This window comes from Streptomyces sp. NPDC001135, assembly GCF_053598395.1.
The window spans coordinates 1-25,577 of sequence record NZ_JBSFKD010000027.1; the positions used below are offsets into that span (position 1 = coordinate 1).

The 25,577-nt window shown below is 72.7% G+C and carries 19 protein-coding genes and 1 pseudogene; 7 read left to right on the top strand and 13 right to left on the bottom strand.

Going from position 1 to position 25,577, the window contains the following annotated elements; genetic code table 11:
• Positions 1 to 196: 196 nt before the first annotated feature.
• The 5 genes from ACWC94_RS28475 to ACWC94_RS28495 all read right to left on the bottom strand — a co-directional run bounded on the left by ACWC94_RS28475 (position 197) and on the right by ACWC94_RS28495 (position 6,810).
• Complete coding sequence (locus ACWC94_RS28475) at positions 197 to 1,198, bottom strand: phosphotransferase (protein WP_450800010.1); 1,002 nt, start codon at positions 1,196 to 1,198, stop codon at positions 197 to 199.
• 151 nt (positions 1,199 to 1,349) lie between these two features.
• A complete protein-coding gene (locus ACWC94_RS28480) occupies positions 1,350 to 3,173 on the bottom strand; it encodes a phospholipase C (RefSeq protein WP_450800012.1) in 1,824 nt (607 codons plus the stop codon).
• A gap of 176 nt (positions 3,174 to 3,349) precedes the next feature.
• On the bottom strand, positions 3,350 to 4,597 hold the full coding sequence (efeB, locus tag ACWC94_RS28485; RefSeq protein ID WP_450800014.1) for an iron uptake transporter deferrochelatase/peroxidase subunit: 1,248 nt from the start codon (positions 4,595 to 4,597) through the stop codon (positions 3,350 to 3,352).
• A complete protein-coding gene (locus ACWC94_RS28490; RefSeq protein ID WP_450800016.1) occupies positions 4,594 to 5,802 on the bottom strand; it encodes an EfeM/EfeO family lipoprotein in 1,209 nt (402 codons plus the stop codon). The genes efeB and ACWC94_RS28490 overlap by 4 nt, the downstream gene beginning before the upstream one ends.
• Positions 5,803 to 6,036: 234 nt before the next feature.
• Complete coding sequence (locus ACWC94_RS28495) at positions 6,037 to 6,810, bottom strand: polysaccharide deacetylase family protein (RefSeq protein WP_450800017.1); 774 nt, start codon at positions 6,808 to 6,810, stop codon at positions 6,037 to 6,039.
• 251 nt (positions 6,811 to 7,061) lie between these two features.
• On the opposite strand from ACWC94_RS28495, the gene ACWC94_RS28500 reads away from it, so the two are divergent.
• The 3 genes and pseudogenes from ACWC94_RS28500 (at position 7,062) to ACWC94_RS28510 (ending at position 8,934) form a co-directional block, all read left to right on the top strand.
• Complete coding sequence (locus tag ACWC94_RS28500; protein WP_450800018.1) at positions 7,062 to 7,772, top strand: GPR1/FUN34/YaaH family transporter; 711 nt, start codon at positions 7,062 to 7,064, stop codon at positions 7,770 to 7,772.
• A 1-nt stretch (position 7,773) separates the two neighbouring features.
• Positions 7,774 to 8,139: pseudogene (locus ACWC94_RS28505) on the top strand (prolyl aminopeptidase); the annotation flags it as partial.
• Between the two features lie 168 nt (positions 8,140 to 8,307).
• Complete coding sequence (locus ACWC94_RS28510; protein ID WP_450800019.1) at positions 8,308 to 8,934, top strand: DinB family protein; 627 nt, start codon at positions 8,308 to 8,310, stop codon at positions 8,932 to 8,934.
• A gap of 14 nt (positions 8,935 to 8,948) precedes the next feature.
• Here ACWC94_RS28510 and ACWC94_RS28515 read toward each other — a convergent pair whose 3' ends face one another.
• Positions 8,949 to 9,548 (bottom strand): TetR/AcrR family transcriptional regulator, encoded by a 600-nt coding sequence (locus ACWC94_RS28515; RefSeq protein ID WP_450800020.1) that lies wholly within the window; start codon positions 9,546 to 9,548, stop codon positions 8,949 to 8,951.
• A gap of 120 nt (positions 9,549 to 9,668) precedes the next feature.
• On the opposite strand from ACWC94_RS28515, the gene ACWC94_RS28520 reads away from it, so the two are divergent.
• Positions 9,669 to 10,517, top strand: coding sequence for an alpha/beta fold hydrolase (locus tag ACWC94_RS28520; RefSeq protein ID WP_450800021.1), 849 nt, complete (start codon positions 9,669 to 9,671; stop codon positions 10,515 to 10,517).
• Between the two features lie 42 nt (positions 10,518 to 10,559).
• Here ACWC94_RS28520 and ACWC94_RS28525 read toward each other — a convergent pair whose 3' ends face one another.
• Both ACWC94_RS28525 and ACWC94_RS28530 read right to left on the bottom strand, forming a co-directional pair.
• Positions 10,560 to 11,327 carry a GNAT family N-acetyltransferase gene (locus tag ACWC94_RS28525; protein ID WP_450800022.1) on the bottom strand — a complete coding sequence of 256 codons (768 nt, stop codon included), beginning with the start codon at positions 11,325 to 11,327 and terminating at the stop codon, positions 10,560 to 10,562.
• 520 nt (positions 11,328 to 11,847) lie between these two features.
• Positions 11,848 to 12,639 (bottom strand): SDR family NAD(P)-dependent oxidoreductase, encoded by a 792-nt coding sequence (locus tag ACWC94_RS28530; protein ID WP_450800023.1) that lies wholly within the window; start codon positions 12,637 to 12,639, stop codon positions 11,848 to 11,850.
• A 110-nt stretch (positions 12,640 to 12,749) separates the two neighbouring features.
• Here ACWC94_RS28530 and ACWC94_RS28535 point away from each other — a divergent pair, with 110 nt between their 5' ends.
• On the top strand, positions 12,750 to 13,361 hold the full coding sequence (locus tag ACWC94_RS28535; protein WP_450800024.1) for a TetR/AcrR family transcriptional regulator: 612 nt from the start codon (positions 12,750 to 12,752) through the stop codon (positions 13,359 to 13,361).
• A 43-nt stretch (positions 13,362 to 13,404) separates the two neighbouring features.
• On the opposite strand, the gene ACWC94_RS28540 is transcribed toward ACWC94_RS28535, so the two are convergent.
• Positions 13,405 to 15,468, bottom strand: a complete 2,064-nt coding sequence (locus ACWC94_RS28540; protein ID WP_450800025.1) for a SpoIIE family protein phosphatase — start codon at positions 15,466 to 15,468, stop codon at positions 13,405 to 13,407.
• Positions 15,469 to 15,635: 167 nt separating this feature from the next.
• Here ACWC94_RS28540 and ACWC94_RS28545 point away from each other — a divergent pair, with 167 nt between their 5' ends.
• Both ACWC94_RS28545 and ACWC94_RS28550 read left to right on the top strand, forming a co-directional pair.
• The gene (locus ACWC94_RS28545; protein WP_450800026.1) at positions 15,636 to 18,092 is read left to right on the top strand and encodes a SpoIIE family protein phosphatase; all 2,457 of its coding nucleotides are present in this window, start codon (positions 15,636 to 15,638) and stop codon (positions 18,090 to 18,092) included.
• Positions 18,093 to 18,182: 90 nt separating this feature from the next.
• Positions 18,183 to 18,998, top strand: coding sequence for a maleylpyruvate isomerase family mycothiol-dependent enzyme (locus tag ACWC94_RS28550; RefSeq protein ID WP_450800027.1), 816 nt, complete (start codon positions 18,183 to 18,185; stop codon positions 18,996 to 18,998).
• 68 nt (positions 18,999 to 19,066) lie between these two features.
• Here the strand turns inward: ACWC94_RS28550 and ACWC94_RS28555 are convergent, their stop codons facing one another.
• The 4 genes from ACWC94_RS28555 to ACWC94_RS28570 all read right to left on the bottom strand — a co-directional run bounded on the left by ACWC94_RS28555 (position 19,067) and on the right by ACWC94_RS28570 (position 25,562).
• Positions 19,067 to 20,239 carry a PP2C family protein-serine/threonine phosphatase gene (locus tag ACWC94_RS28555; RefSeq protein ID WP_450800028.1) on the bottom strand — a complete coding sequence of 391 codons (1,173 nt, stop codon included), beginning with the start codon at positions 20,237 to 20,239 and terminating at the stop codon, positions 19,067 to 19,069.
• Positions 20,240 to 20,322: 83 nt separating this feature from the next.
• Positions 20,323 to 23,202 (bottom strand): lectin, encoded by a 2,880-nt coding sequence (locus ACWC94_RS28560; protein ID WP_450800030.1) that lies wholly within the window; start codon positions 23,200 to 23,202, stop codon positions 20,323 to 20,325.
• Positions 23,203 to 23,424: 222 nt separating this feature from the next.
• Positions 23,425 to 24,777, bottom strand: coding sequence for a HAMP domain-containing sensor histidine kinase (locus tag ACWC94_RS28565; protein ID WP_450800031.1), 1,353 nt, complete (start codon positions 24,775 to 24,777; stop codon positions 23,425 to 23,427).
• Positions 24,778 to 24,842: 65 nt separating this feature from the next.
• Complete coding sequence (locus tag ACWC94_RS28570) at positions 24,843 to 25,562, bottom strand: response regulator transcription factor (RefSeq protein ID WP_450800032.1); 720 nt, start codon at positions 25,560 to 25,562, stop codon at positions 24,843 to 24,845.
• Positions 25,563 to 25,577 lie beyond the last annotated feature (15 nt).

Below are 25,577 nucleotides of genomic sequence, written 5' to 3' on the forward strand. Positions count from 1 at the left end.
CCTTGAGAACTCAACAGCGTGCCAAAAATCAACGCCAGATATGTTGATGCCCCGTCTCCAGCATCTGCTGGGACGAGGTTCCTTTGAAAAACACACCCCGTGGCCTGCGCCCTGCGGCACACCCTCGAACTCCGCTCCCGGCGCCTGCCCCTCGCCCGTGATCGCCCGAGCGACGGTTCGCCGCGAACCAGCTGCTTCAGAACGGCGGCTCCATGAGGAGTTCGAGGAGGGACTCGCCGCTGTGCCCGGCTCCTGCGGCGGCGCCCGACGGGGCGGGGAACGTGCGGCCCCAGGACGCGGCGCGGCCCAGGGCGCTCAGGCGCCAGGCGAGATGTGCGGCGCGGCGCAGGTCCGCCGTGGTGCGCCCGGTGTCCGTCCAGGGCTCCAGGTAGGCGGCGAGCAGCCGGTCCAGGACCTGCGGCCCGTGCCGTGCGCGAGCCTTGTCGACGGGGATCCGCAGGCTGCAGAAGGGGTGGGACAGGGCGGCGTCGCCCCAGTCGAAGAAGGTGAACCGGCCCGGTGCCGGACGGAAGAGCTGGCCGTCGTGCAGGTCCGCGTGGTCGAGGGTGTCCTCGACGCCCGCGGAAGCGAGTTCGGCACACCAGTCCGTGAGCCGGGGGCGCAGCCGCTCCAGCCGGGCGCGGGCCTCCGGGCGCAGCGCGGTGTTGTGCGCGAGCAGGCTGTCGAACTGCTCGGGCAGGTCGCGGGTCCGCGTGGAGGGCACGCCCAGTCGCTCCATCTCGCGCGTGTGCGCCGTGACGGCCCGCTGTACGGTCGCGTACCGGCGCAGCAGGTCCTCCCAGATCCGCGGCTCGACCGGCTCCCGGGCGAGCACGTCGCGCAAGAGGTCTCCGCCGTCGGGCAGCAGCACCCATGCCCGTTCGGCGTCCACGGCCAGCGGTTCGAGCACGTGCTCCGGCACCCAGCGGGCCAGCGCGGCCGTCAACGGTCCCTCGAAGGCACTGGCCGGCGGGTTCGCCTTGAACCAGACGGGGTCCTGCCCCTCGACGGGCACCCGCACCAGCACGGACCACGGGCGCAGCCGCACTCCGAGGTCCCCGTTCACGCGCAGGCCGCGTGCGGCGAGTTGCTCCGCCACCCAGCCGAGGGCCGCGGCCCGCCAGGAGTCCTGTTCCCACGGCGTCGGCGCGTACTGGTAGGCGCTCCGGTCCACGACGAGGGAGAACTCACCTTGCATCGCGCCATCCCACCATCACGGACGAGAACCGGCCACTCGTTTTCCCGCGCTCCGGTGCGGTGACGGTGCCGGGCGGCCACCGGCCGGGCAGGAGGTACGACCGCGCCCCCGGAACTCGTCCGGGGGCGCGGTCACTTGTGGTGGTACGGGCTCAGGCGGTGCCGTGCTGCCTGCGGCGCCGGGTCAGGTACGTGCCGGTCGCACCCGCGGCCAGCAGGGCGCCCACGCCGAGGCCGACCGGCAGGACCGGGAAGGCGGAGGCGTCGGTCGACGCGGCGGTGTTCTGCATCGCCGGACCCGGGGTGATGCTGGTGGCCACCGGGGCGATGTGCTGGACCGGGCCGACGTGCCGCACGGAGCCGTCGGAGTTCAGCAGGACCTGCTTGTTGTTCGGGTGCCGGAAGTCCAGCATGCCCGCCAGCGAGCCGGCCGTGGCGTCGAAGGAGTGGTCACCGATCCGGCCGGTGCTCCAGTTGTCCTCGATGAACCGGGTGATGGACGCCTGGTTCGTCAGGGTGTGGTCGACCTTGTTCACCTTGCTGTACGGCGAGATGACGAGGAGCGGCTGCCGGGTGCCGGGGCCGCAGCGGTCCGCGTAGCCGCCGGCCGCCTTCGGGCCCTTCTGGCAGGCCGGGCTGTCGGTGGCCTTGCCGTTGGAACCGAGCGAGGTGTCCGTCGAGCCGTTCTTCGGGACGACGTAGGCGTGGTCGTACCAGCCGTCGGAGTCGTCGTAGGCGACCACGACCGCGGTGGACTTCCACTGCGGCGAGCTCTGGATCGCGTTGATCTGCTTCACCAGGAAGTGCTGCTCGTCGACCGGGTCGGAGTAGCCGGCGTGGCCGTCCTGGTAGGCGCCGGCCTTGACGAAGCTGACGGCCGGCAGCTTGCCCGCCTTCAGCGCGGCCGAGAAGTCGGTCAGGTCGTAGTTGTGGTTGGCCCGGCCGTTGTGGCCGATCTCCGAGACGCTCTTCGGCGCCAGGTGGTGCGGGTTCGCCGTCGACTTGTAGTAGGAGAACGGGTTGTGGTGCGGGCTGTAGTCGACCACGGCCGCGCCGCCCGCGTTGGTGTGCGTGGTGTCGCACTTGGCGTACGAGCCGGACGTGCCGTTCCACGCGGCCGACGGGCGGAAGCCGCCCTGGAACCAGCCCCAGGTCACCTTCCTGGCGTTGAGGAGGTCACCGATGTTCCTGCCCTGCATCGACGCCAGGGCGTTGGTGCTGGTGTGGTCCTTGCCGGAGCAGTCGTCCCAGGCCGGGTCGGGGTCGTTGATCATCGTGCCGACACCCTTGGCGTCGGGCGACTGGACGGCGTACGGGTCCGGCTTCGCCGTCTGCTTGCCGGTGGCCGGGTCGACGGAGATGACGCCGTGCGTGTTGCCGGAGATCAGGTTCAGGGCGCCGGGCGTGGACGGGCCGTAGTTCGAGCTGTAGGAGCGGTCGCTCAGGGAGTAGTGCTGGGCGTAGTTCCACAGCGCGGTGACGGTGTTTCCGTCGTAGTAGTCCATCGCCAGGCCGGGTTCGCCGAACAGGCCGCCGCTGCACTTGTCGACCTCGGTGTTCTGCACGAACTGGTCGGCCTTGCCGCCGTTGTAGGCGTACTGCTCGGCGCCGTAGGAGTGGTTCTGGTCGCAGGTCATCGCCTGGGACGGGGACAGCCGCTTGGGCGCGTACTGGTTCGGGTTGTTCTTCAGCAGCCCGGCGTGCGCGACGGTGTCGATGTCCTTCGGGGTGTTCTTCGCCGCGTGGAACTTCGTGCCGTCGGTGTTGGCGGCCTTCGGGTACGTGGCGAAGTAGTGGTCGAAGGAGATGTTCTCGTCGAAGAGCACGACGACGTGCTTGATCGGCGTCGCGGTCGAGGCCTGGCCCGCGGACACGGCCGCCCAGCCGGGCGCGTTGCTGCCGAGCGTGGTGAGCGCGGCGGCTCCCGCGAGCGCACCCAGAGTGCGCAGCGCGGCTCGTCTTCCTCTGCTGGCCATGGTGGACTTCCCCTCCGGACTGAACGTTTGTGCGTGGTACGAGCACGGATGCTGCGCCCGTTGCGGGGCGCGTCGGCGGAGCCATGATGACCTGTGGGTGAACACCAAGTCAGGGATGTTGGGGCAAAACTTGACTGTGTGTTGACCCGGTCGGCCGCCGAGTTGTCCGGACAGGTTCAGCCCAACAGCGCACGCCCGTACCAGTCCGAGGCGTCCCGCACCCCGGGCAGCGCGAAGAAGTAGCCGCCGCCGAACGGGCTGATGTAGTCCGTCAGCGGCTCGCCCGCCAGCCGGTGCTGAACGGTCTCGAACTGCCGCTTCACGTCCTGCTGGTAGCAGGAGAACAGCAGGCCCATGTCGAGGTTGCCGTTGGCGTCCATGCCCCGGTCGTAGTTGTAGGCGCGGCGCAGCAGGCGCTGTCCGGCGGTGCCGGGCGTGCGCGGGTTGGCCAGGCGTATGTGCGCGTCCAGGGGGATGACGTCACCCTTGGGGTCGTCGGCGTACTTCGGTGTGTCGTGCTCGTGGTCGCCGTCCAGCGGCGCGCCGGAGACACGGGCGCGCCCGAACATCCGCTCCTGCTCGCTGAGCGAGACCCGGTCCCAGAACTCCACCAGCATCCGGATCAGCCGTACGACCTGGTAGCTGCCGCCGACCGCCCAGTCCGGCTCGCCCATGCCCTGGTCCACCCACACCAGGCGGTTCATCTCGCGGGCACTCGACACGTCCGGGTTGGCGGTGCCGTCCTTGAAGCCCATCAGGTTCCGCGGGGTGCCCGAGGGCCGGGGCGGGCTGGAGAAGCCGTCCAGCCGCCAGCGGACCTGCATCGCGCCCCGGGTGTGCCGGGCGATGTCACGCAGCGCGTGCAGGGTGATGTCCGGCTCGTCGGCGTGCAGTTGGAGGCTGAGGTCGCCGTGGCACCAGTCGGTCCGCAGGTCGTCGTCGGGGAAGGCGGGCATGGCGGTCAGCCGCCGGGGTCGCCGAGCGGCCAGGCCGAACCGGTCGTCGAAGAGGGAGGCGCCGACGCCGACGGTGACGGCCAACTCGCCGGGGAGCGGCGGGTCTCCGAGGACGCCCGAGTCCGCGGGCGGACCGGTGATGCCGGGCGGCAAGGGCGTGCCACCGGAGGTGAGGAAGCGGGCCCGGTCGGTGAGTGTGCGCAGCAGGTCGGTGAGTTCCGCGCGGCTGCCGGCGGTCACGTCGAGGGAGGCGAACACGCAGGTCCGGCGGGGGGCCGCGAGGACTGAGGCCTGGTGGACGCCGTGGAAGGGAGCGATCTCGGAGCCGGTGCCCGCGGCGCTGTCCGGGGCGGCGGCACTGGAGGCGAGACCGGCCCCGGCGAGGGCGGCGCCGCGCAGGAAGCGGCGCCGGCCGAGGCCCTCGGACCGTCCGGCGCCGCTCACCCGGTTGCTCGGACGGTCGTTCACGCGGTCCTCCGCGGGTCGCACAGGGTGGCCACCGACGCCAGCCGCTCCACCAGGTCACCGAGGGCCGCGTCGATCTGCTCCCGCCGGGCGCGGCCCAGACCGTCGAGCGGGGTCCAGCGGTCGCCGTGCCGGAACCCGTCGAGGGTGTGCCGGGCCCGGTCCAGGTCCTTGTCGAGCCCCGGCAGACCGGAGTACCGGGTGGTCAGCAGCGGGCGCAGCCTGGACAGCACCTCGCGCGTGCCGTCCAGGTTGGCGCGGGCGGTGGCGAGGTTGCTGCCGCTGCCGTAGTCGGTGCGGCCGGTCAGCTCGAACTGCACGGTGTTCTCCAGGATCTCGTGCGCGCGCAGGGCCAGTTGGGCGGGGTCCATACGGGTCTGCGACCAGCTGTCCCGCAGCCGGGTCAGCGCCTTCACCAGCGCCGCCGCCGGGGCGCGCAGCCCGTCGGCCGGCTCACCGTGCCACAGCCCGTACTCGACGCGGTGGAACCCGGCGAAGTCCTTGTCGTGCACCCCGCCGGGCAGGCCCGCGTCGGTGCCGTTGATCTCCGCGTCCGCGTCCCCGAAGGCGTCGTACGCCGCCCCCAGCCGCTCGTACTCGAGATGCGCCGGCAGCCAGGCCGACCGGGCGGCCACGAGGTCGCCCCGGTCGATCGCGTCCCTGAGCCCCGTCGTGAGCCGGACGGCGTCGTCGAGGCCGCCGCCGACCCACTTCTGGTAGGCGAGGGCGGGCGGGATCAGGTCGTGCTGCGTGACCGGTGCGGCGCCCGGACCGCGCTGCCCGGCGGTGATGTGCACGCTGGGCCCGGTGACGGCGTCGGCGTCGTCGGGCACGCACTTGAAGGCGTACGTGCCCTCGCCCAGCCGGACGGTCAACTGCCGTGTGGTACCGGGACCGATGCCCTCCACCTCGCCGTACACCACCTGGCTGCCCGGGTCCTCCAGGTACACCTCGGCGGCGCCGTCCGAGGAGTTGTGCAGGTCGAAGGTCCGCACCCCGGGTTCGGGCCGGGTCCAGCCCCGGCCACAGCGGCTCTGGGACACCTCGATGACGACGTGCCCCGACGGGGCACCGCCGGCCCGGCCGGGCCGCGGCCCGCCCGGCGAGAGCGCCGACAGCGTGCCCGCGAGGGCCACGGCGAGGACGACGAACACGGCGGGGGCCGTCCGGAGCCGGACGGACCGCGTGCCGAGGCGAGGCAACGGCATGGCGAGCCTTTCCGGGACGACGTACGCAGAGGGCTCATGGTAGACACCCCCCGGATCCGAACAACTGTCCCAAGGCGCCGATGTCCGAGAATTTCCCCGGGGTTCACCGTCATGTGGCTGGACACCGGGGCGCACGGCGGGAGTCGCCGCGCCCCATGAGCCCGCACGGCCGCCGCGACCTCCCCGGAACCCCTTCCACCGGATCGGCCGAAGTCACCTGCCGGGGCGGCCCGTTCAGCGGACCGGGAAACCGAAGGTGTAGCCCTGCTGCTTCAGCCACGGCAGCAGGGTGCGCAGCGCGGCCACGGTCTGCGAGCGGTCGCCGCCCGCGTCGTGGAAGAGGATCGTCGGCCCGAGGGACAGCTCGCGCTTGACGGTGGCGACGATGGCGTCGGTCCCCGGCCGCTCGAAGTCCTTGGAGTCCACGTTCCAGCCCAGCGGCCGCATCCCGTGCGATGCCGCCAGATGCCGGCTGTACGGGGTGAAGGCACCGCCCGGGGCCCGGTAGTACATCGGCCGCACGCCGCCGGACGCCTTGGTGATCTGCTGCTCGGCCCCCAGGACCTGCTGCGACTGGTAGGCCTCGGGCTTCTTGTCCATCGTCGTGTCGTGGGACACCGTGTGGTCGCACAGCCGGTGCCCGGCCGCCACCACCTGCCGGACCAGCTCCGGATGCGCCTGGGCCTGCGGGCCGATCATGCAGAACGTCGCCTTCACACCGTTGGCGCGCAGCAGTTGCAGCACCTGCGGGGTCCACACCGGGTCCGGGCCGTCGTCGATGGTGATGTTGACCGCGTGCGCGCCCCCGTCCGAGGCGTGGGCGATGTCGGCGGACACGGCCGCGGGCTTGGGCGCGGTGTGCCCGGACGAGACGCCCGCCCGCGGCGCACCGCCGCCCGGCTGTCCGGCCTGTGCGCTCCACACCGACGCGGCCGCCGCCACCGCCGTCACCCCGACCGCCGCAGCGATCACCCGGCCGTGCCATCCCCGCCCGCCATGTCGCGCCATGCCCCGCCCCGTTCCGTGCCGTGTCCCTGTGTTGTTGTGCACCTGGTCGCTGTGCACCTGTCAGGACGGCCGGGGTTGAGCACGGGATCCGGCTGTTACAGATCACGGACAATTCCGAGGCGCTTTCGCGACAGAACGCTCCGTTCCGTCGCCCGAGGGGCTGAGGCGGGGGCAGCGCGCACATCGGGGTACCCCGTGTCGTACGACCACCGCAGCACTACGGCCCAGACCCGAGGGACGGGGTGATCCGGATGCCGTCACCAGCAGCGCGGACGTACGACACGGCCGGTGGGCCGCCGCGGCCCGAGGCCCTGACGAGGATCATGCTCAGGCCGCTGGCCAGCAGCCTGCCCCTCGGCTTCTTCGCCTTCGGCACCGGAAGCATTCTGCTCACCGCCGTGCAGTTGCGGTGGGTGCCCCTGGCCCAGAGCCGGCCGCTGATGCTGCTGATCCTGGTGTTCGTCGTGCCCCTGGAACTCCTCTCCGGGATCTTCGCGTTCCTGGCCCGCGACAGCGGCGCCGCCTGCGGCCTGTCCGTGCTGGGCTGCGCCTGGGCCGGCAGTGCGCTGGTCACCCTGTCCGGGCCGCCGGGACAGCCCAGCCCCGGGCTGGCCGTGTTCCTGCTGAGCGTCGCCCCGCTCATGCTCCTGCTCAGCGCCGCCGCGATCCCCGGCAAGCCGCTGTTCTCGGCCCTGCTGCTGATCGGAGCCTGCCGGTTCGTGCTGACCGGCGTGTACGAGGCCGGCGCGGCGACCGTGCTGCGGACCGCCGCCGGCTGGACCGGGCTGGCCCTCGCGGCCTTCGCCCTCTACGGCGGCTTCGCCCTCCTGCTGGAGGACAGCGCCCAGCGCACGATCCTCCCGCTGGGCCGCCGGGGCCGCGCCCGTACATCCCTCCAGGGCGACCTCGGCCACCAGCTGGAACGGGCGGAACGGGAGGCCGGCGTACGACGGCAGCTGTGAGGAGCCCAGAGTGCGGGACCGGGCCGCGCGGGGCTGGACCGACTGGGAGACGGCCACGATCCCCGCCCCGCTCCGTCGCGCGCTTCGACCCGTCTTCCGCATGGGCTTCGCCCGCACGGTCCTGCGCGACGCACACCTGCTCCAGGGCGTCCCCGGCACCCTCGTCCAGGGCGGCCTCGACTTCGGCACCTCCTCGGCATCGTCTGGCGCCTCCACCGGGCCTGATCCGGCAGCGAGTTGGTGATCGTGGACGACACCGGGCACAGCACCGGGACGCCGGGCATGGCGGAGCCCCCTGGTGGCGGCCACCGACCGGTACGCGGCCCGCATCCAGGTGCCGGCGCCGAGCGGCGCGAGACGGCGCTGAGGGAGGCGACAGGCCTAGTGCCGCGGGGCGTTGACGGGCGTATGGCGTAGGGCGGGCGGTGGAAAAACGAGGGCGCGGAGCGGGGGCACCGTGGCAGGGTGGCGGGCCGAGCGCTCCGGCGTGCCGGCCGGCACGGCAGGGGCCGGTTCCCTCACTCAGGAGCATCCGATGACGACACCACCGCCCCGGCTCCTTCCCCTGCTGGACCAGTTCGACTTCGCCTGCGAGCGCCTGCTGCACCGGCTGGCCGGGCCCCTCATGGACAGCGGCGACGGCGCGGACACCAGGGTCGAGCCCCTGGCCGACGGCGAGTACGTCTGGGAACCGGTCCCGGGCTGCTGGGCGGTCAGACGACGCGTGGACGGGCCGGGGCCGCGGGCGGCCTTCCTGGCCGGCGCCGGTCCCTGGGGTCGGGACGCCGCCCCCTACCCGCACCCCTGGCCACCGCCCGTCACGACCCTCGCCTGGCGGCTGAGCCACCTCTCCGAGATGCTGGCCCTGCGCGCCGACCACACCGCCGGCAGCCGCTCGGCGACCCGGGAGGACCATCCCGTCCCCGGGGACGCCGCCGGCGCGATCGAGGCCTTCGAGGCCGGCGCCGCCGCCTGGCGACGGGCACTGCTGGGCGCCGACGACGCGGCGCTGGACACGGTCGGGTACTGCACGTACCCGTACGGCAGCGACGCGGAGGAACCCTTCCTCGACATCGTGTGGTGGGTCAACCAGGAAGTGCTGCACCACGGAGCCGAGATCGCCCTGCTCCGCGACCTGTACCGAGCGGGCCGGGCGTCCTGACGCCCACGGCCGGTTCACTGCCCGGCCAGTGCCGCTCGTACGATCGCCGCGGCCGCCGTGCCCGCGGCCCGCACCGGTTCGGTGCTGCGCGCGGCCCGGCCCAGCATGAAGGCGCCTTCCAGCAGGGCGACGACCGAGCTCGCCGTCTCCCGGGCGGCCGGCCCGGGAATCCCGCCCTGGGCGTAGTACCCGGCGAGGTGGTCGATCCAGCTGTCGAACACCTCCGAAGTGGCCTGCCGTAGCGCCTCGTGGGTGCTCGCGACCTCCATCGCGACCGTCGCGATGGGGCACGGGTCGGCGAAGTCGAGTTCGGCGAGGGTACCGGCCGCGGCGGCGAAGGCGTCGGCGGTGGCCGCGACCCGGTCCTCGTACGGCGTCATCAGCGCGGTGATGAGCCCCAGGTAGACGGCGCCCGAGGTGCGGATCACCTCCTCGCCCAACTGGGCCTTCCCCCCGGGGAAGAAGTGGTAGATCGAGCCGAAGGGCGCACCGGCGGCCTCGGCGATCTGTTTCATCCCCGTGCCGGTGTAGCCCGAGCGCCGGAACAGCTCGGTTCCGGCGTTCAGGATCCGCTGCCGGCTCTCGTGGGTGCTGATCGCCTTGCCGTCGTTCATGGGGAGGCACCTCCGGGGCAGCCGCTGTTGCCGAAAGGCGGTCGGTGTCTATTCTGTCAGTAGAACGATCTATCAAGAAGCTTGCAGTCATCGTAGCGGCCGACGGGCGGAGGCACGGGCATGCCGGAGATCGAGCTGGGCGCGGGCAGCATCGACTACCAGGACACCGGAGGTGACGGCCCCGCCGTGGTCCTCGCCCACGGCCTCGGCTTCGACGAGTCGGTCTGGGCCGACGTCGTGTCCGCCCTGCGCCCCGACTTCCGCGTCCTGGTCCCCGTGCTGCCCCTCGGCAGCCACCGGCGCCCGATGCGGCCGGACGCGGACCTGTCCGCGCACGGCATCGCCCGCCTGCTCGCCGAGTTCATGGACCGCCTGGACCTGCGGGACGTCACCCTGGTCCAGAACGACACCGGAACGGCCCAACTCCTCGTCGGCGTACGCGACGAACGCATCGCCCGGCTCGTCCTGACCTCCTGTGAGGCCCTGGACAACTACCCGCCCGGCATCCAGGGGCGGATCCTGAACGGGGCCTGCAGGATCCCCGGTGGCGTCTTCCTCCTCCTGCAGTCCTTCCGCTTCCCCTTCCTCGCCCGGATGCAGACCTCGCTCGGCGGAATGGCGAAGAAGCGGCTCCCGAAGGAACTCGTCGCCCGCTGGTACGGCCCACTGCTGACGAACCGTCATATCCGCCGGGACTTCGCCAAGTTCCTCCGTACGACCCGGAAGGACTGCTATCTGGAAGCGGCCCGGAACCTTCCCGGCTTCACCCGCCCGGCACTGGTCGCCTGGGGCGCCGAGGACCGCATGATGCCGCCCGCGACGGGGCGTCGCCTGGCCGAACTGCTGCCGGCCGCGCACTATGTGGAGATCCCCGACGCCCGCACCCTGGTCCAGCTGGACAACCCGGCGGCGCTCACGGAGGAGATCCGCCGTTTCGTCAAGGACCACCCTCTGCCCGGAGAAGGCTGACGCCGGACGCCGGGTAGGGTGCGGGGCCGTCGGCCCGGGAGGTCACGCGTCCAGCGAGAGGTACAGTCGGGTGCCGCCGGGCCGGAAGCCGACCCTCTCGTACACGCGGCGGGAACCCTCGCCGGAGTACTCCAGCCACACCGACCGCGCTCCCCGGCCGAACATGGTCCCGGCCAGGGCCGAGGTGACCGCGGCGGCGATGCCGCGGCCCCGGTACGCGGGAAGGGTGCCCACGCCGGCCAGTTCGGCGGTGCCCTCGGCGGGCGCCGAGCACAGGGCACCGCCGGCGCAGCCGCCCTCGGGCGTGCGGACGAACCGGACGGCTCCGCCGCCCTCCGCGGTGCGCCGCAACCGGGCCGCGCCCTCCGGGGACGGCTCCCACTCGCCGCCGAAGGCCTCGGAGAGCGCGATGTCGAGTCCGGCGTAGTCGGCCTCCGTGGCCGGGGCCTCCACGTGGACCGGGTCCGCCGAGCCGGGTCCGCAGCGGGGCACGGCCAGCGTGGCCGGCGTACAGACCAGGTACTCGTGCACCGCCTCCGTGCCGAAACCGGCCCGCCGCAGCGCGGGTTCGACGGCGGGCGCGGCGTCCGGGGCGAACTCCAGTCGGGGCCGCAGTCCGCGCTCGCGGAACGCGGCGATCAGGTCGGCGACGTCCCGGTCGGTGGGCTCGGCGCCGGGGAGGGGAGTGGCGTAGTTGATGTAGGGGCTGGTCGTCGAGGGATCGAATCCCGCGACGAAACCGCCGACTTCACACGCCGCCGGGCGGCGCAGGAGATGGGCGACGGCAAAGCGCTGGACATCGGTGCGCATGGTGATGGGACCTCACGGTGAAGGCGGCCACGGGCTGCTGAGGGCCGGGCGTGGCCGGGCATACGGGAACGGCCTCTTCGAGGAGGCGGGCGGTGTGCTGGACACCGCGTCGTCGGACCGCCGTGAGGGGGTGTGCGGAGGATACGGAGAACGCTGCCTCGGGGCAGACGGCTCAGTACCGACGGCGGCCGCTGGGGGACGCCGGAACCATGGACTTCAGTCCTTCGGGAAGAGTGGTGGGATGCGCTGTCGAACGGGAAGGATCTTGCCACAGCGCAGGCGGACATGACAACGGCATTCCTGGGCCAACTGCCAAGTCGTGGAGAGGACATGAGGACCCGCGCCCGCACGGGCATGAGCGCCGACGGCTGTGTGAGTTCCCCGCAGGGTGCGAGGCGGCGATGGGCCGCACCGCCTTCGAGCCCGCGCTGACCGACAGGGCGGAGCCGTGAAGGCCGTCCACTTCTGCCGGGGCGGCCGGACTCCGGTGCCGGGCAGTCCTGCGAGATGGCGCGGATCCTCAGCGGCTCGGTCGCTGCGCGGCCACGATCGCGTTCATCGTCGGCTCCGCCCCCGCCAGCCGCTGCACCCGCTCCGCGAACCCCGGGAACTGGGACGCGACCTTGGTGAGGAACCGCAACTCGACGGGCGCCACGTTGATCTCGGCGACATCGCGTTCGATCGCCCGCGTCACCCCCTTGCAGACCCGCTCCGGGGAGACGGTCCGGACGCCGCCGGGCGTGGCCGAGCCCGTCTTCGCGAACATGCCCAGATCGCGCACGAAACCCGGCTGGACGATCGAGACGCCGACGCCGGTGCCGTGCAGATCCTGGCGGAAGGCCAGCGAGAAGCCGCGCAGCCCGAACTTCGTCGCGTTGTACAGGGACGAGGACTTGGTGGCCGCCATGCCGGACAGCGACCCCACGAAGCAGAGGTGACCACGTCCGGCCGCCACCATGCCGGGCGCGAGCAGCCGGGCGAGCACCGCGGGGGCGCGCAGGTTCACCGCGAGGGCCCGGTCGATCTGCTCCGGCGTGTAGTCGAGGACGTCGCCGCTGGAGGGCAGGGCCGCGTTGGCGATCAGGATGTCCGTACCGGCGGCCTCCTCGGCCAGCCGCCGCACGTCGTCCGGGTCGGCCAGATCGGCCACGACCGTGCGGGCGCCGTAGCGCTCGGCGAGGGGTTCGAGTGCCTCGGGCCGCCGGCCGGTGAGGACGAGACGTGCGCCGCGGGCGGACAACTCGGCGGCGAGCGCGCCCCCGATGCCGCCGGTGACGCCGGTGAGCAGAACGGTTGACCCGGCAATGTGCACGACTACCCCTCCAGTCCTGTTCGTTCGAACGAACAATAGGGAGCCCGGGCTGCCGTGTCCACCAGGGGTGCCCGGACGGCCACGCCCCCGGGGATGGGAGAATGAACGCCATGCCGCATGCCGCCCCCTCCGCGCCGACGCGCCAGCGCATCATCACCGCCGTCCTGCGGATCATCGGCGAGGGCGGAGTCGCGGCGGTCACGAACCGGCGGATCGCCAAGGAGGCGGGGGTGTCCCTCGGTTCGGTCACCTACCACTTCGAGACCCAGCACGACCTCCTGCGGGAGAGCCTGCTGCACTTCGTGCGCGAGGAGGCGCGGCACTTCACCGCACTGGCGGAGCAGTGCCAGACGGAGGGCCTGGACGTCGAGGACGCGGCGTCCCTGGCCGGCCAGGTCGCCTGCGGCTCAGCTCTGGACAGCGCCCATCTCGCCCCCTTCGAGCTGTATCTGCACGCCGGACGGGACGAGCGCCTGCGGGAGGCGGCGGCCGAGGCGTTCCGGGCCTACGACCTGCTCGCCGCCCGGATCCTCACCGCGCTCGGCGTCCCGGACGCGGAACGCCTCGCCGCCACGACGGTCGCCCTCGTGATGGGCCTGCAACTGCGGCGTCTGGCCACGGGCAGCCCCGCCGACGATCTGGCCGACGCCCTTCTCCTGCTCGTCAACGGGGCCGCCGGCCGATCGCTCCCGGCCGGTTCCACGGAGCCGGCGGCGCGGTAGGACGCCGGGCCCGGGCGTCTGCCCACCCCGCTCGTGCAGGGGTCTACAGGGCCCGGGCGACGAGCAGCGCCACGTCGTCGTGGTCGTCGGGGTGGCGCAGCCCGTGCAGCAGGACGTCGCAGGTCTCCTCCAGCGGCCTGTGCGGCTCGTCGAGGAGGTTCAGCAGGGCGTTGAGCCGGTCGTCGATGGGGTGCTGACGGGTCTCCACGAGCCCGTCCGTGTAGAGGACCAGTACATCGCCGGGGCGCAGCGCCACGGTGGTCGTCTCGAACCGCACGCCCCCGACGCCGAGGGGTGCCCCGGTCGGCAGGTCCAGGAGCCTCGGCGCGGCGCCGGGACGCGCGAGCGCGGGCGGCATGTGTCCGGCGTTGGCGACGCTGCACAGCCCGCTGCCGGGGTCGTACGCCGCGTACAGGCAGGTGACGATGTAGTGCTCCAGATCGCAGGTGATCTTGTCCAGGTGCTGCAGGACCGCCCCGGGGTCCAGGTCGAGATCGGCGTAGGCGCAGGTGGCGGTGCGCAGCCGGCCCATGGTGGCGGCCGCGTCGATGCCGTTGCCCATGACGTCCCCCACCACCAGGGCGGTCTTGTCGCCGGTCAGCGGGATGACGTCGTACCAGTCGCCGCCGACCTCGCTGGTGGCCTGCGCCGGCTGGTAGCGGGAGGCGAGTTCCAGGCCGGTGTGGTGCGCCGAGTGCTCGGGCAGCAGACTGCGCTGCAGGGTGAGGGCGGTGTTGCGGACGCTCTGGAACCAGCGGGCGTTGTCGATCGCGACAGCGGCGCGGCCGGCGAGTTCGACGGCCAGGACGACGTCGTCCTCGTCGAACGGCGCCGGATTGCGGGTCCGCTTGAGATCGAGGGCGCCGAGCACCTCGCCGTGGGCGATCAGCGGCACGGCGAGATACGAGTGGACGCCGGCCTGCGCCAGCAGGGCACCGGCCGCGGAGTCCCGGGCGATGCGGGGCAGGTCCCGCGGCCCGACGTGGCGCACCATGACCGGGCGTCCGGTGTGGACGCACAGGGTGACCAGCCGGTCGCCCTCGTATGCGGCGAGGTCGCCCGGAGCGTCGGCGGCGCGCAGCGCCACCGTGGGATGCGCCGCCTTCAGGGCGAGGGCCCGGAAGATCTCCGGGCCGTTGTCCCGTCTGCGCATACGGCAGGACAGGGCCGAGTCGAGGATGTCCACGGCGACCACGTCGGCCAGGGCCGGCGCGGCGATCTCGGCCAGTTCATGGGCCGTCTGCTCCACGTCCAGCGCGGTGCCGACCCGCGCGGAGGCGTCCGCGATGAGCGCGAGGCGCCGCCGCGCCCGGTCGGCCTCGGCCGCCGCGCGGTGCCGCTCGGTGACGTCGACGACCGAGGCGGCCGCCCCCAGCACTCGCCCGCCGGGATCCTCCAGCCGGTAGAAGGACAGCGACCAGGCGTGCTCGCGGCCGGGATCGGCCGAGGGGCGGCCGACGTGGTACTGGTCCAGCAAGGGCGTACCGGTGGTGAGGACCTGGCGCAACGCGGACTCGACCGTCTCGACGTCCGGGAAGGGCAGGGTCTCGCGCAGACGGCGGCCGATGTGGTCCTCGGCGGGAATGCCGTCGATCCGCTCCAGCGCCGGATTGACCAGGAGGTACTTGAGATCGGGGTCGAGGAGGGCCAGACCGATCGGGGACTGGTTGATCAGCTGCTCGCACAGCGCCAGATCCGTCTCGACGCGCTGGAGCAGGGTGTGGTCCGCCGCGATACCCAGGGCGTAGACGTCCCCGAGGTCGTCCAGCAGCCGCATGGTCCGGAACTCCGTCAGCCGGCTGCCGCCGTCCTTGTGCCGGACGGGAAAGGTGCCCGCCCAGCCCCGGCCGGTCTCCAGCACCTCCGTGAACAGACTCACCACGGCCTGCAGGTGTTCGGGATGGATGAGCAGACGCGCCGCGTGCTTGCCGAGGGCCTCCTCCGACGAGTAGCCGAACAGCTCCTCGGCCTGCGGGGTCCAGAAGACGATACGGCCGCGGGTGTCCAGGGCCACCGCGGCCACGCTCAGCACGTCCAGCAGCCCGGTCGGCCGGGGCAGCCCGGTGCGCCGCTCGTCGTGGCCGGCATCGAAGGATTCCACTGCCATGCCTGCTTCACCTCCACCGGCCGGGCGGGCACCCGAGGGCGCTGACGACCGGTACTCCCATGGTCCCTCCGGCCCGGGCCGGCCCCAACCGGACCGCGGGACATGGGCTGTCCGGCCCCTGCACATCACCGGTCGAACAGGCTCATAGTGGGGTATGGGTGTCACTGATGGAACCGGCACGAAAGGGCTTCTCCGCGGCCACACCCGGGGAACCGGGTGAGTTCTTCGACGCGTCCACCGACGCGACCGCGGTGATCTCCGAGTACGGCGTGGTGGTGGGCTGGACCCGCAACGCCGAAGCACTCCTCGGCTACGCGGCCCCGGACGTCCTGGGCGTCTGCGCCGCGCGGCTGCTCGCCGTGCCCGAGGACCCCGTACGGCTCGCCGGCGTCGTGGAGCGGTGCCGCGCCGGAAACGGCTGGAGCGGGCAGATCGCCCTACGGCACCGCGACGGCCGCCGACTCGACCTCCGGCTGCGGGTCTCGGCCTCCTTCCTCCTGGGCGACACCGAATGCTTCCTGGCGTCGGCCCGCGAAGAGCGGCAGCGGTGGACCATGGGCCTGTCGGTCCTGGACGGGTTCCTGACCCGCTCACCGGTCGGCATGGCCGTCATGGACACCGAACTCCGGTACGTCTGGCTGAACGACACCCTGGAGCGGTTCGGCGGGGTTCCCCGGGACGAACGGCTCGGGCGGCGGCTGAGCGAGCTGCTGCCGGGGCTGCAGGCGGAGGCCCTGGAGAGTCTCATGCGCAAGGTCCTCGCGACGGGCCTGCCGGTGACCGACTACGAGTACATGGGCTGGAGCTGGGCCGACCCGCACCGCCGGCACGCCTACTCGACCTCGTTCTTCCCCCTGGTGGACGTCGACGACACCATCACCGGCGTCTGCTACATGGTCCAGGACGTCACCGAGCGGTGGAACGCCCGCCGGCTGCTGACCATGGTCAACGAAGCCGGCACCAGCATCGGCACGACACTCGACGTGCTGCGCACCGCCCAGGAACTCGCCGACTTCGCCGTCCCCCGCTTCGCGGACTTCGTCATCGTCGACCTGCTGGAACCCGTGCTCAGCACCGAGGGCCACGGAGCCTGGCTCACCGACGCGGGACCCGCGCCCGCCCGGCCCGTGATGCGCCGTGCGGCGCTGCGGTCGGTGCGCGAGGGCTGCCCCGAGGCCGTCGCACGGGTCGGCGACCGGGTCCACTTCCTCCCGCCACCCCACGACGGGAGCCTGCTCACCGAGGGCGAGCCGCTGCTCATCCCGGTCCTCGACCCGTCCGACGAACTGTGGCTCGCCCGGGAGCCCGTGCGCACGGAGCGCATCCGCGAGTTCGGCATGCACTCGCTCATCGCCGTGCCCATGCGGGCGCGGAACACCGTCCTCGGCCTCACCACGTTCGCCCGGTCGCTCAACCCCGTCTCCTTCGGGACCGACGACGTCCTGCTCGCCCGGGAGCTGGTGGCCCGCGCGGCGGTGTGCGTCGACAACGCCCGCCGCTACACCAGGGAGCACACAGCGGCGCTCACCCTGCAGCGCAGCCTGCTGCCACCCGCCCTGACCGGCGGCACGGCGCTGGAGGTGGCCTCCTGCTACCGGCCCGCCGACCCCTCGGACGGTGTCGGCGGCGACTGGTTCGACGTGATCCCGCTGTCCGGCGCCCGGGTGGGCCTCGTCATCGGCGACGTCGTCGGGCACGGCATCACCGCGGCGGCGAGCATGGGCCGGCTGCGCACGGCCGTGCAGACACTCGCCGCAATGGAGATGCCCCCGGACGAACTGCTCGCCCATCTCGACGACCTCGTGCTCCGGCTGAGCGACGAGGAGACCGCCGCCGGCACGGCCGCCCGGAGCACCTTCATCGGCGCGACCTGCGTCTACGCCGTGTACGACCCGGTCAGCAGGCGGTGCGCGATGGCCCGCGCCGGACACCCGCCGCCCGTCGTCGTGGCACCCGGCGGGCCCGCCCGCTTCGCCGAGATCCCCGCCGGGCCCCCGCTCGGACTGGGCGGCATGGCGTTCGAGGCCACCGAGATCGAACTGGCCGAGAACAGCCTCTTCGGCCTGTACACCAACGGTCTGATCGAGGGCTGCGACCGCGACGTGGAGCGCGGCATGTCCCAGCTCGGGGAGGTACTCGCGCACACCGGGGAAGACCTCGACGCGGTGTGCGCCTCCACCGTGCGGCAGCTCGTGCCCGTGCCGCAGCCCGACGACATCGCCCTGCTCCTGACACGCACCCACGCCCTCGGCACCGACCGGGTCGCCTCCTGGGACGTCACCGCCGACCCGGCCGCCGTCGGCGTCCTGCGCGCCCAGGCCACCCGCCAGGTCGAGGACTGGGGCCTCGGCGAACTGGCCGTCACGACGGAACTCGTGGTGAGTGAACTCGTCACGAACGCCATCCGCTACGCCACCCCGCCCATCCGGCTACGGCTCCTCCGGGACACCCGCCTCACCTGCGAGGTCGCCGACGCCAGCAGTACGGCCCCCCGGCTCCGGCACGCCCGGATCACGGACGAAGGCGGTCGCGGGCTCTTCCTGGTGGCCCAGCTCACCCAGCGCTGGGGAGCCCGGTACACCGGCGACGGCAAGGTCATCTGGGCCGAACAGGAGATCCCCTGAAAGCCCGGACTTGCCTTGGAGTGCACTCCAGCATCCAGACTGTCGGCGACCGAGTTCGACGCCCAGGACAGAACAGGACGGCGGCAGCCGATGGCAGCGACCAACCAGGCGGAGCATCCTCTGCCGTACGACACCTACCGTGAGGCCATCGCCCGCGAGACCCTGCGCTTCGCCGAGGTGGTCCGGGGTGCCGATCCGGCGGCTGCCGTGCCCTCCTGCCCCGACTGGACCCTGGCCGACCTCACCCGGCACGTGGGTTCGCTGCAGCGCTGGTTCAGCACCCTGCTGACGCGGCTGGTGCAGGAGCCTCCCCGCAGCCGCGACGTCGAGCTGGGGCTGCCGGAGAGCCCGCGGGAGTATCCCGACTGGGTGGCCGCGGGGGTGCCCGCGGTGGCGGCCGTGCTGCGGGACACGGACCCCGAGGCGCCGATGTGGGTCTGGGGCGAGGACCGGCACGCGCGGTTCTGGGCCCGGCGGATGCTCTTCGAGACACTGCTGCACCGGGTGGATGCGGAGCGTGCCGTCGGCCTGGACTCCGACCTCGACCCCGTACTCGCCGCGGACGGCGTGGACGAGTTCCTCGTCAACCTGCCCTACGCGGGTCTCTTCGCTCCCGGCGTGCGGAAGCTGCGCGGCGACGGCGAGATCCTCGCGTTCCGGTGCACGGACCCCGGCGAGGGATCCGGTGAGGAGTGGCGGGTTCGGCTCGACCCGGACGGCTTCCGGCCGCTGCCGCGTGCGGACCACGCGGCGGGAGAGGCCGCGCCGGTCACGGCGGCGGTGCGCGCGCGGGCGGCGGATCTGCTGCTCCTGCTCTACGGCCGGCGGTCGTACCAGGACTCCGCCTTCGACGTCTCGGGACAGACGGCGGTCCTGGACAACTGGTTCGCCCACACGGCTTTCTGACACCGGCGGAGCCCACCCTGCCGTCCGTCACCGGCTGAGCCCAGCCGGCCTTCTGACACCAGCCGTGTTCACTCGGCCGGTGGCCCGGCCGGCGGCTCCTCGGGCAGCAGGCAGACCGCGAGGGCCGCGGTGTCGTCCTGCAGGCCGTTGTGGCTGTAGGCCAGCAGGTCGTCGTGGAGCCGTGCGAGCAGCTCCTTCGGCGGGAGGGGACCCCAAGAGCGCAGACGCTGCAGCAGCGGATAGAAGGCGCCGGCCGCGTCCCGTGTCTCCGTGACGCCGTCCGTGTACAGCAGCAGCTGCTCGCCGGGCCGGAAGGGATACACCTCGAGGCGGAACGGGTCCTCGACGAGCATACCGAGGTTCAGGGGCGGGGCCGGCCGCTCGCTCTCCAGTTCGCGCACCTCGCCGGCGCTGAGCGAGATGGGCGGCGGGTGGCCGCAGTTGACGATGCGGACGAGCCGGCCGTCGGCGGGGATCTCGGCGAAGACCGCGGTGACGAACCGTTCGCCCGTCTCCGTACCGCCGAGCTGCGTCGCCCTGCGGCTCATGCTCGTGTCCACCCGGCCGGCCAGAGCGGGCAGCTCCGGTTCGTCGTACGCCGCCTCGCGGAACGCCCCCAGCAGAGCGGCTGCGGTCTCGACCGCGAGCAGTCCCTTGCCCCGGACGTCGCCGATGACCAGGCGGACGCCGAACCGGGTGGGGACGGCCTCGTACAGGTCGCCGCCGATACGGGCCTCCGCCGCCGCGGAGAGGTAGAGGCTCTCCAGGCGGAGGTGGCCGATCCGGTGCGGCACCGGCCGCAGCAGGACGCGCTGCGCGATCTCGGCCACGAACCGCACGTCGGCGAGGGTGCGTTCGCGCCGGATCCGGTGGGCGGCCAGGATCGTGCCGAGGGCGCCCACCAGGACCGTACAGATGTAGGACGCGACGTAGTGACGGTCCCAGAGATAGCCGACGGACCGGCCGGCACAGCACGGGGTGCCGGCCAGCACCGCTTCGAGGCCCAGGGCGAACAGCGTGGCGGCGCCGACGATGACGGGACCGTGCGCGAACGCGGTCACCAGGGGTACGGCGATCAGCACGAAGCTCACCGGCCAGTCCACGGGCGTGGCCGGCTCCAGCAGCAGCACGGCCGCGACGTACAGGGCCGGAAGCCAGCGCAGCCACGCCGGAGGCGCCGGCAGCCGGGGCCGAGGCATCGAGCCGTCCTCCGGCTCCCGGCCGGTCCGTTCGTGCGTCACCCGACCAGCCTGGTGCGCGGTGCCTCCGTACCCCGGGATTGCTCCACTCAACGGCATGTTCCGGCACCTGCCTGCGCACAGGGTCAGCTGTTGCCGAAACCGATCGCGAAGACGTGCAGGCCACCGGCGGCGACGTCGGACGGCAGGCGCACACTGCTGACCGTCCTGCCCGGACTCAGCGCCACGGGTGCCGTGGCGAACACATACGTCCGGGTGCTGTCGGACGCGGTGCCCGCGTGGTTGCGGTACGGCAGGGTCACCGCGACGGTGTTGTCGGCGAGCGGTGAGGCGGCGCCCCCGTTCAGCGTCCAGTCGGAGAGGCCGACCGGGACCGACTGGGTCGTGCCGTCCGTGTAGGTGACGGTCGCCGTGCCGGATACCGGACCGTTGTTGGCGGCACCCAGGAAGGAGATGCTGCCCGAGCCCGGTGTCCGTACCGTCTGCCCGTTCGCCTCGTAGTTGTCCGGTGCGCCGGCCGCCACGTCGGGCCAGGTGAACGTCACGCCGTTCACGGTGAGCTGCGAACCCGGCGTGACGCCCGCGCCGGCCAGGGCGTGCGCCGAGTAGCTGTAGCCCGCGCCGTCGAAGTTGGCCGAGGCCGCGGCGGTGTCGCCGGACGTCCCGACGTCGGTGCGGCCCGGCGCGCCCGGGTAGGAGGGCGGGGCGGCGGAGGGGTCCGACGCCCAGGACGTGTCGGGCGAGGTGCCGAGTACGTAGGTGAGGGTGCCACCGCCGGTCAGGGCGCCGTCGGGTGCGTGCGCCGCGTTCCAGGCCGTGCCGTTCCAGGTGGCGGACTGGACGTACGGGGCGTCGTCCGCCGCACCGTCGCCGTTGATCGTGAGGGTGTGTCCGGACGGGAGGGTGATGACGGCCTGAGGGAAGAGCGGGCTGCCCAGGGCCAGGTCGGCGGTGCCCGGGGTCTCGGGATACATGCCGAGGGCGGACCACACGTACCACGAGCTCATCTCGCCCAGGTCGTCGTTGCCCGCGAGCCCGGCCGGGCCGGCGGTCCAGATCTGGTCCTGGACCTGCCGGACGACCTTCTGTGTCTGGTAGGGGCGGCCGATGTAGTCGTATTCCCAGGGGATGTTGAGGCTGGGCTCGTTGCCCAGGTCGGTGTATCCGCCGGCGCCGGTCAGCGAGGACAGGTCCGTGTCCAGGTATCTGGCCATGGCCGCGTCACCGCCCATGGCCGTCGCCAGCCCGTGCAGGTTGAACGGCACCATCGGCGTGTACTGCCAGGAGTCGCCCTCGACGAAGTTCCTGCCCGAGGTCGGCGAGAAGCCCGCCGTCCACGTGCCCGAGGCGTCGCGCGGCTGGACGAAGCCGCTGCCGTGGTGGAACAGGTTCTGCCAGTCCTGCGCGCGGTCCGCGAACCGCTGCTGGTCGGCGGTGTGGCCGAGGGCGCCCGCGAGGGCCGAGACGGCGAAGTCCGCCGAGTTGTACTCGAGGGTGGTGGCAGCGGCGCCGTAGAAGTTGCAGCAGCCGTACTTGCCGTTGCTGGGCAGCCACCCCAGCTGCTGCAGGTAGGTGAGCCCGGGCCGGTTGTCGTTGGGGACGGTGGCCTCCGCGATCATGCCCTTGAGTGCGGTGGCGGTGTCGAACGCGCGGGCCCCGAAGGCGTAGTAGTCGGCGATGATCTCGTCCGCCGGATCACCCACCATGACGTGGGTCTCGCCGTTGTTCTCCGACCACTTGGGGAACAGGCCGGTCTGGCGGTAGTCGTCGACCATCGACTGGGCGGTGTCGGAGGCGACCCGGGGCGCGACGAGCGCCTCGAGCTGGGCCTGCGAGCGGTAGACGTCCCAGCCCGAGTAGTTGGCGTAGGCGGCGCCATGGCCCTGGTCGACGGTATGGGTCCTGCCGTCGAAGCCGGGATAGCGGCGGTTGGTGTCACTGATCACGTTCGGATGCAGCAGCGCGTGGTACAGCGCCGTGTAGAAGACGGTCTGCTGGGCGGGCGTCCCGCCGGCGATCCGGACCCGGCCGAGGAGGGACTTCCAGGCGTCGTGCGCCGCGCCGCGGACCTTGGCCAGGTCCCAACCCGGGTTCTCCGCCTGGCGGTTGCCCGCCGCGCCGGCGGCAGACACATAGGAGATGCCGACCTTGGCCTGAACGGTCCGGTGCGCGGTGGTGTCGAACGTGACATAGCCGTCGGAGCCGCTCGCCTCGGGAGCGAAGGGGTGCGGGGGACGGGGCACGGGGCCGTGCAGCACCGGCTTGTTGGGCGCCTCGGGGGCACTGGGGGAGGCGTCGGTCCGGGGGGTGGTCGGCGTGACGGCGGCCAGCGCGGTGCCGCTGTGGCGGAACGGCTGGTCGAAGACCATGTCGTAGTACACCGTGTAGGAGTTGCCCTCGCCGCAGAAGTTGCCGCTGGTGACCTTCCCCCGCACCTCAGTGTCGTTCACCACGTCGAACTGCGCGGCGGTGTCGCCGTTCTCGCTGCCCGTCAGCTTGAACAGGAGGTTCGCCCGGGTGGTGGACGGGAAGGTGAACCGGGCCATCCCGCTGCGGGCGGTGGCGGTCAGTTCCGTTGTCACACCGTTGTCCAGCGACACCGTGTACGAGCCGGGCGTGGCGGATTCGTCGGTGTGCGAGAAGCCGACCGTGGCGCCCGTGTCCACCGTGCCGACGGTCGGCAGCACCGGGATGTCACCGGCGGCCCGGCAGCCCGGTCCCGCTATGTGCGTCAGACCGAATCCGGTGATGGCCGAGTCACCGTACTCGTAGCCGCCGCCGTCCGGGCGGTGCGGGCTGGTGTCGGGGCTCCACTGGACCATCCCGAACGGGGTGTCGGCTCCCGGGAAGTCGTCGGCGGCGTGTGTGGTCCCGATGAAGGGATTCACCAGTGAGGCCGGGTCGGAGACCGGCGCGGGCGGGGTGGGATCGGCTTGCGCGGGAGTGTAGGCGGCACCCACGGTCAGGGCGCCGGCGGCGAGCACGGACAGAAGGCGGAACGGCACCATCGTGACCATGTCCCTTCGACAACGTTGTCCCGCAAAGTGGCCCCTCTGGCCTCTGCTGTCAAGGACACGCGGTGCAGAACCAGCCGTTTGTCTGACGCGACATCACATCCCGGTTACTTCGCCTACCTTGAACCACTGGCACAGCCGCGGGTGGCGGCCAGGTGCCGATCTGGGACCGCAACGGCCCGGCGGCCAGGGGGTTTCGGCGGAGCCGACGGTTCAGTGGGGCGAGCGCGTGTCCACGGGCAGGCTCAGCCGGAACAGGGCCCCGCCTCCCGGGGCCTGGTGGGCGGTGAGTTCGGCGTGGTGGGTCTGGGCGATCTGACGGGCCATGGCCAGGCCGAGGCCCGAGCCGGGAAGGGCACGGGCGGCGCGGGCCCGGTAGAAGCGGTCGAACACATGGGGAAGGTCGGCCGAGTCGATACCGGGACCGTGGTCACGGACACTGATCTCCAGCCTGTCGCCGTCCGCCGACCGGTGCGCCGCCACCTCGACCCGGCCGCCGGGCGGGGAGAACTTCGCGGCGTTGTCGAGCAGGTTGGAGAGCAGCCGGGTCAGCCGGCTCGGCACCGCGGCCGTCAGGGCGGACGCCGCAGCGGTGTCGGTGTCGAGGACGAAGGGGACGTGGGGCCAGTGATCGCGGGCGGCCGCCACGGCGTGCTCCAGCAGGGCGGCCGGCTGCACCGACTCCAGGGACTGCTGCGGCTCTTCGTCGCGGGCCAGGTCGATCAGGTCGTTGACCAGCGTGGTCACCTCCCGCAACTGGCGGGTGAGGGCGCCGGTCGCCCGCTCCCGCTGACGCGGGGTCAGCCGGTCGGCGCGCAGCAGGATCTCGGCGTTGGCGCGCAACGCCGTCAGCGGTGTGCGCAGTTCGTGCGAGGCGTCGGCGACCAGGCGCCGTTGCGCGGCGAGTGACTCCTCCAGGGCGTCGAGCATGGTGTTGAAGGTGACGGCGAGACGGGTGATCTCGTCCTCGCCGCCCCGCTGCCCGGGCGGCAGCTCGATACGGAGTCCCGCGTCACGGGTGGCCGTGATCCGCTCCGCGGTCGACGTCAGCCGGGTCACCGGAGCCAGCCCCGAGCGGGACACCCAGTAGCCCAGCAGGGCCGCGACCGGCACACCCGCCCCGCCGATCCCGGCGAGCAGCCCGGCGGCCTGCCGCTCGGCGTGCCGTACCCCGTCGAAGCGCAGCGCCACCTGCACGGCCAGCCCTCGGCGGGCCGGCGTGGTCAGCACCCGTACCGGTTGACCGTCCACCGAAGCCATGCTGTAGTACGGCGCCCGGTGGCGGCCGGCGACCTCGCGCACCGCACGGGTGACGGGCAGCAGATAGGGCCGGCCCGGGTCGTGCGCGGGGGACTCGGGCACCAGTTGGGCGCAGGCGGGCGCGGCCAGGTACCGGCACTCGCCGGCCTGCACCCCGGGACCCTCCTGCTGGTGCTGCCGGATGGCCAGCGTGGCCGCCTGCGTCAGCCGCAGGTCGAACTGCCGGTGCAGGGTGTAGACGGTGACGGCGTACGCGCCCGCGCACACGGCCAGCGCCACGCCCGCCACCGCGGCCGACGCGGTCACGGCGAGTCGGCGGCGCAGCGGAGGGCGGCGGTGCCGGCGCGGCCGACGGGACCGGCGGGGCCGCGTCACCGTTCGTCCAGCCGGTAGCCGATGCCATGCACGGTGTGCACGAGCCGCGAGGCGCCGTCGGCCTCCAGTTTCCGGCGCAGGTACCCGACGTAGACGGCCAGCGAATTGGATTCGGGCCCGAGATCCCGGCCCCACACCCAGCGCATGATCGTCTCCCGCTCCAGTACCTGCCCGGGGTGGCGCAGCAGCAGGTCCAGCAGGCTCCACTCGGTCCGGGTGAACTCCAGCCGCCGCCCGCCCCGCTGCCCCGTGCGGGTCCGCGGGTCCACGACCAGATCGGCGAAGCGCAGCTGTGCGGACGGGGCCGGCCCGGCGGGACCGGCGCGGCGCAGCAGGGCGCGCAGCCGGGCGGCCAGCTCGTCCAGCGCGAACGGCTTGACCAGGTAGTCGTCGGCTCCCGCGTCCAGGCCGTCCACCCGGTCGCTGACCGTGTCGAGCGCGGTCAGCACCAGGATCGGCGTACGGTCGCCCAGCGCCCGCAACTGCCGGCACACCGCGAGCCCGTCCACCACCGGCATCATCACATCGAGCACCAGCGCGTCCGGCTCCCAGGCCGCCACGGCCGTCAGAGCCGCGTGTCCGTCCGCCGCACCACGGACGGTGAACCCCTCCAGGGCCAGCCCGTCCTCCAGGGCGGCGCGTACCTCGGGGTCGTCATCCACGACCAGCACGCGCGCGGCACCGGCGGGGGACACGTCCTGAGCTGCGTCGTTCATGGGACCAGCCTGCCA

Excerpts from the sequence above, each read along its gene's own strand:
- ACWC94_RS28495 (WP_450800017.1), bottom strand. The coding sequence starts at position 6,810 with ATGGCGCGACATGGCGGGCGGGGATGGCACGGCCGGGTGATCGCTGCG.
- ACWC94_RS28500 (WP_450800018.1), top strand. The coding sequence starts at position 7,062 with ATGCCGTCACCAGCAGCGCGGACGTACGACACGGCCGGTGGGCCGCCG.
- ACWC94_RS28520 (WP_450800021.1), top strand. The coding sequence starts at position 9,669 with ATGCCGGAGATCGAGCTGGGCGCGGGCAGCATCGACTACCAGGACACC.
- ACWC94_RS28570 (WP_450800032.1), bottom strand. The coding sequence starts at position 25,562 with ATGAACGACGCAGCTCAGGACGTGTCCCCCGCCGGTGCCGCGCGCGTG.
- ACWC94_RS28550 (WP_450800027.1), top strand. The coding sequence starts at position 18,183 with ATGGCAGCGACCAACCAGGCGGAGCATCCTCTGCCGTACGACACCTAC.
- ACWC94_RS28480 (WP_450800012.1), bottom strand. The coding sequence starts at position 3,173 with ATGGCCAGCAGAGGAAGACGAGCCGCGCTGCGCACTCTGGGTGCGCTC.
- ACWC94_RS28475 (WP_450800010.1), bottom strand. The coding sequence starts at position 1,198 with ATGCAAGGTGAGTTCTCCCTCGTCGTGGACCGGAGCGCCTACCAGTAC.
- ACWC94_RS28545 (WP_450800026.1), top strand. The coding sequence starts at position 15,636 with ATGGAACCGGCACGAAAGGGCTTCTCCGCGGCCACACCCGGGGAACCG.
- ACWC94_RS28535 (WP_450800024.1), top strand. The coding sequence starts at position 12,750 with ATGCCGCATGCCGCCCCCTCCGCGCCGACGCGCCAGCGCATCATCACC.
- ACWC94_RS28525 (WP_450800022.1), bottom strand. The coding sequence starts at position 11,327 with ATGCGCACCGATGTCCAGCGCTTTGCCGTCGCCCATCTCCTGCGCCGC.
- ACWC94_RS28540 (WP_450800025.1), bottom strand. The coding sequence starts at position 15,468 with ATGGCAGTGGAATCCTTCGATGCCGGCCACGACGAGCGGCGCACCGGG.
- ACWC94_RS28510 (WP_450800019.1), top strand. The coding sequence starts at position 8,308 with ATGACGACACCACCGCCCCGGCTCCTTCCCCTGCTGGACCAGTTCGAC.
- ACWC94_RS28490 (WP_450800016.1), bottom strand. The coding sequence starts at position 5,802 with ATGCCGTTGCCTCGCCTCGGCACGCGGTCCGTCCGGCTCCGGACGGCC.
- ACWC94_RS28515 (WP_450800020.1), bottom strand. The coding sequence starts at position 9,548 with ATGAACGACGGCAAGGCGATCAGCACCCACGAGAGCCGGCAGCGGATC.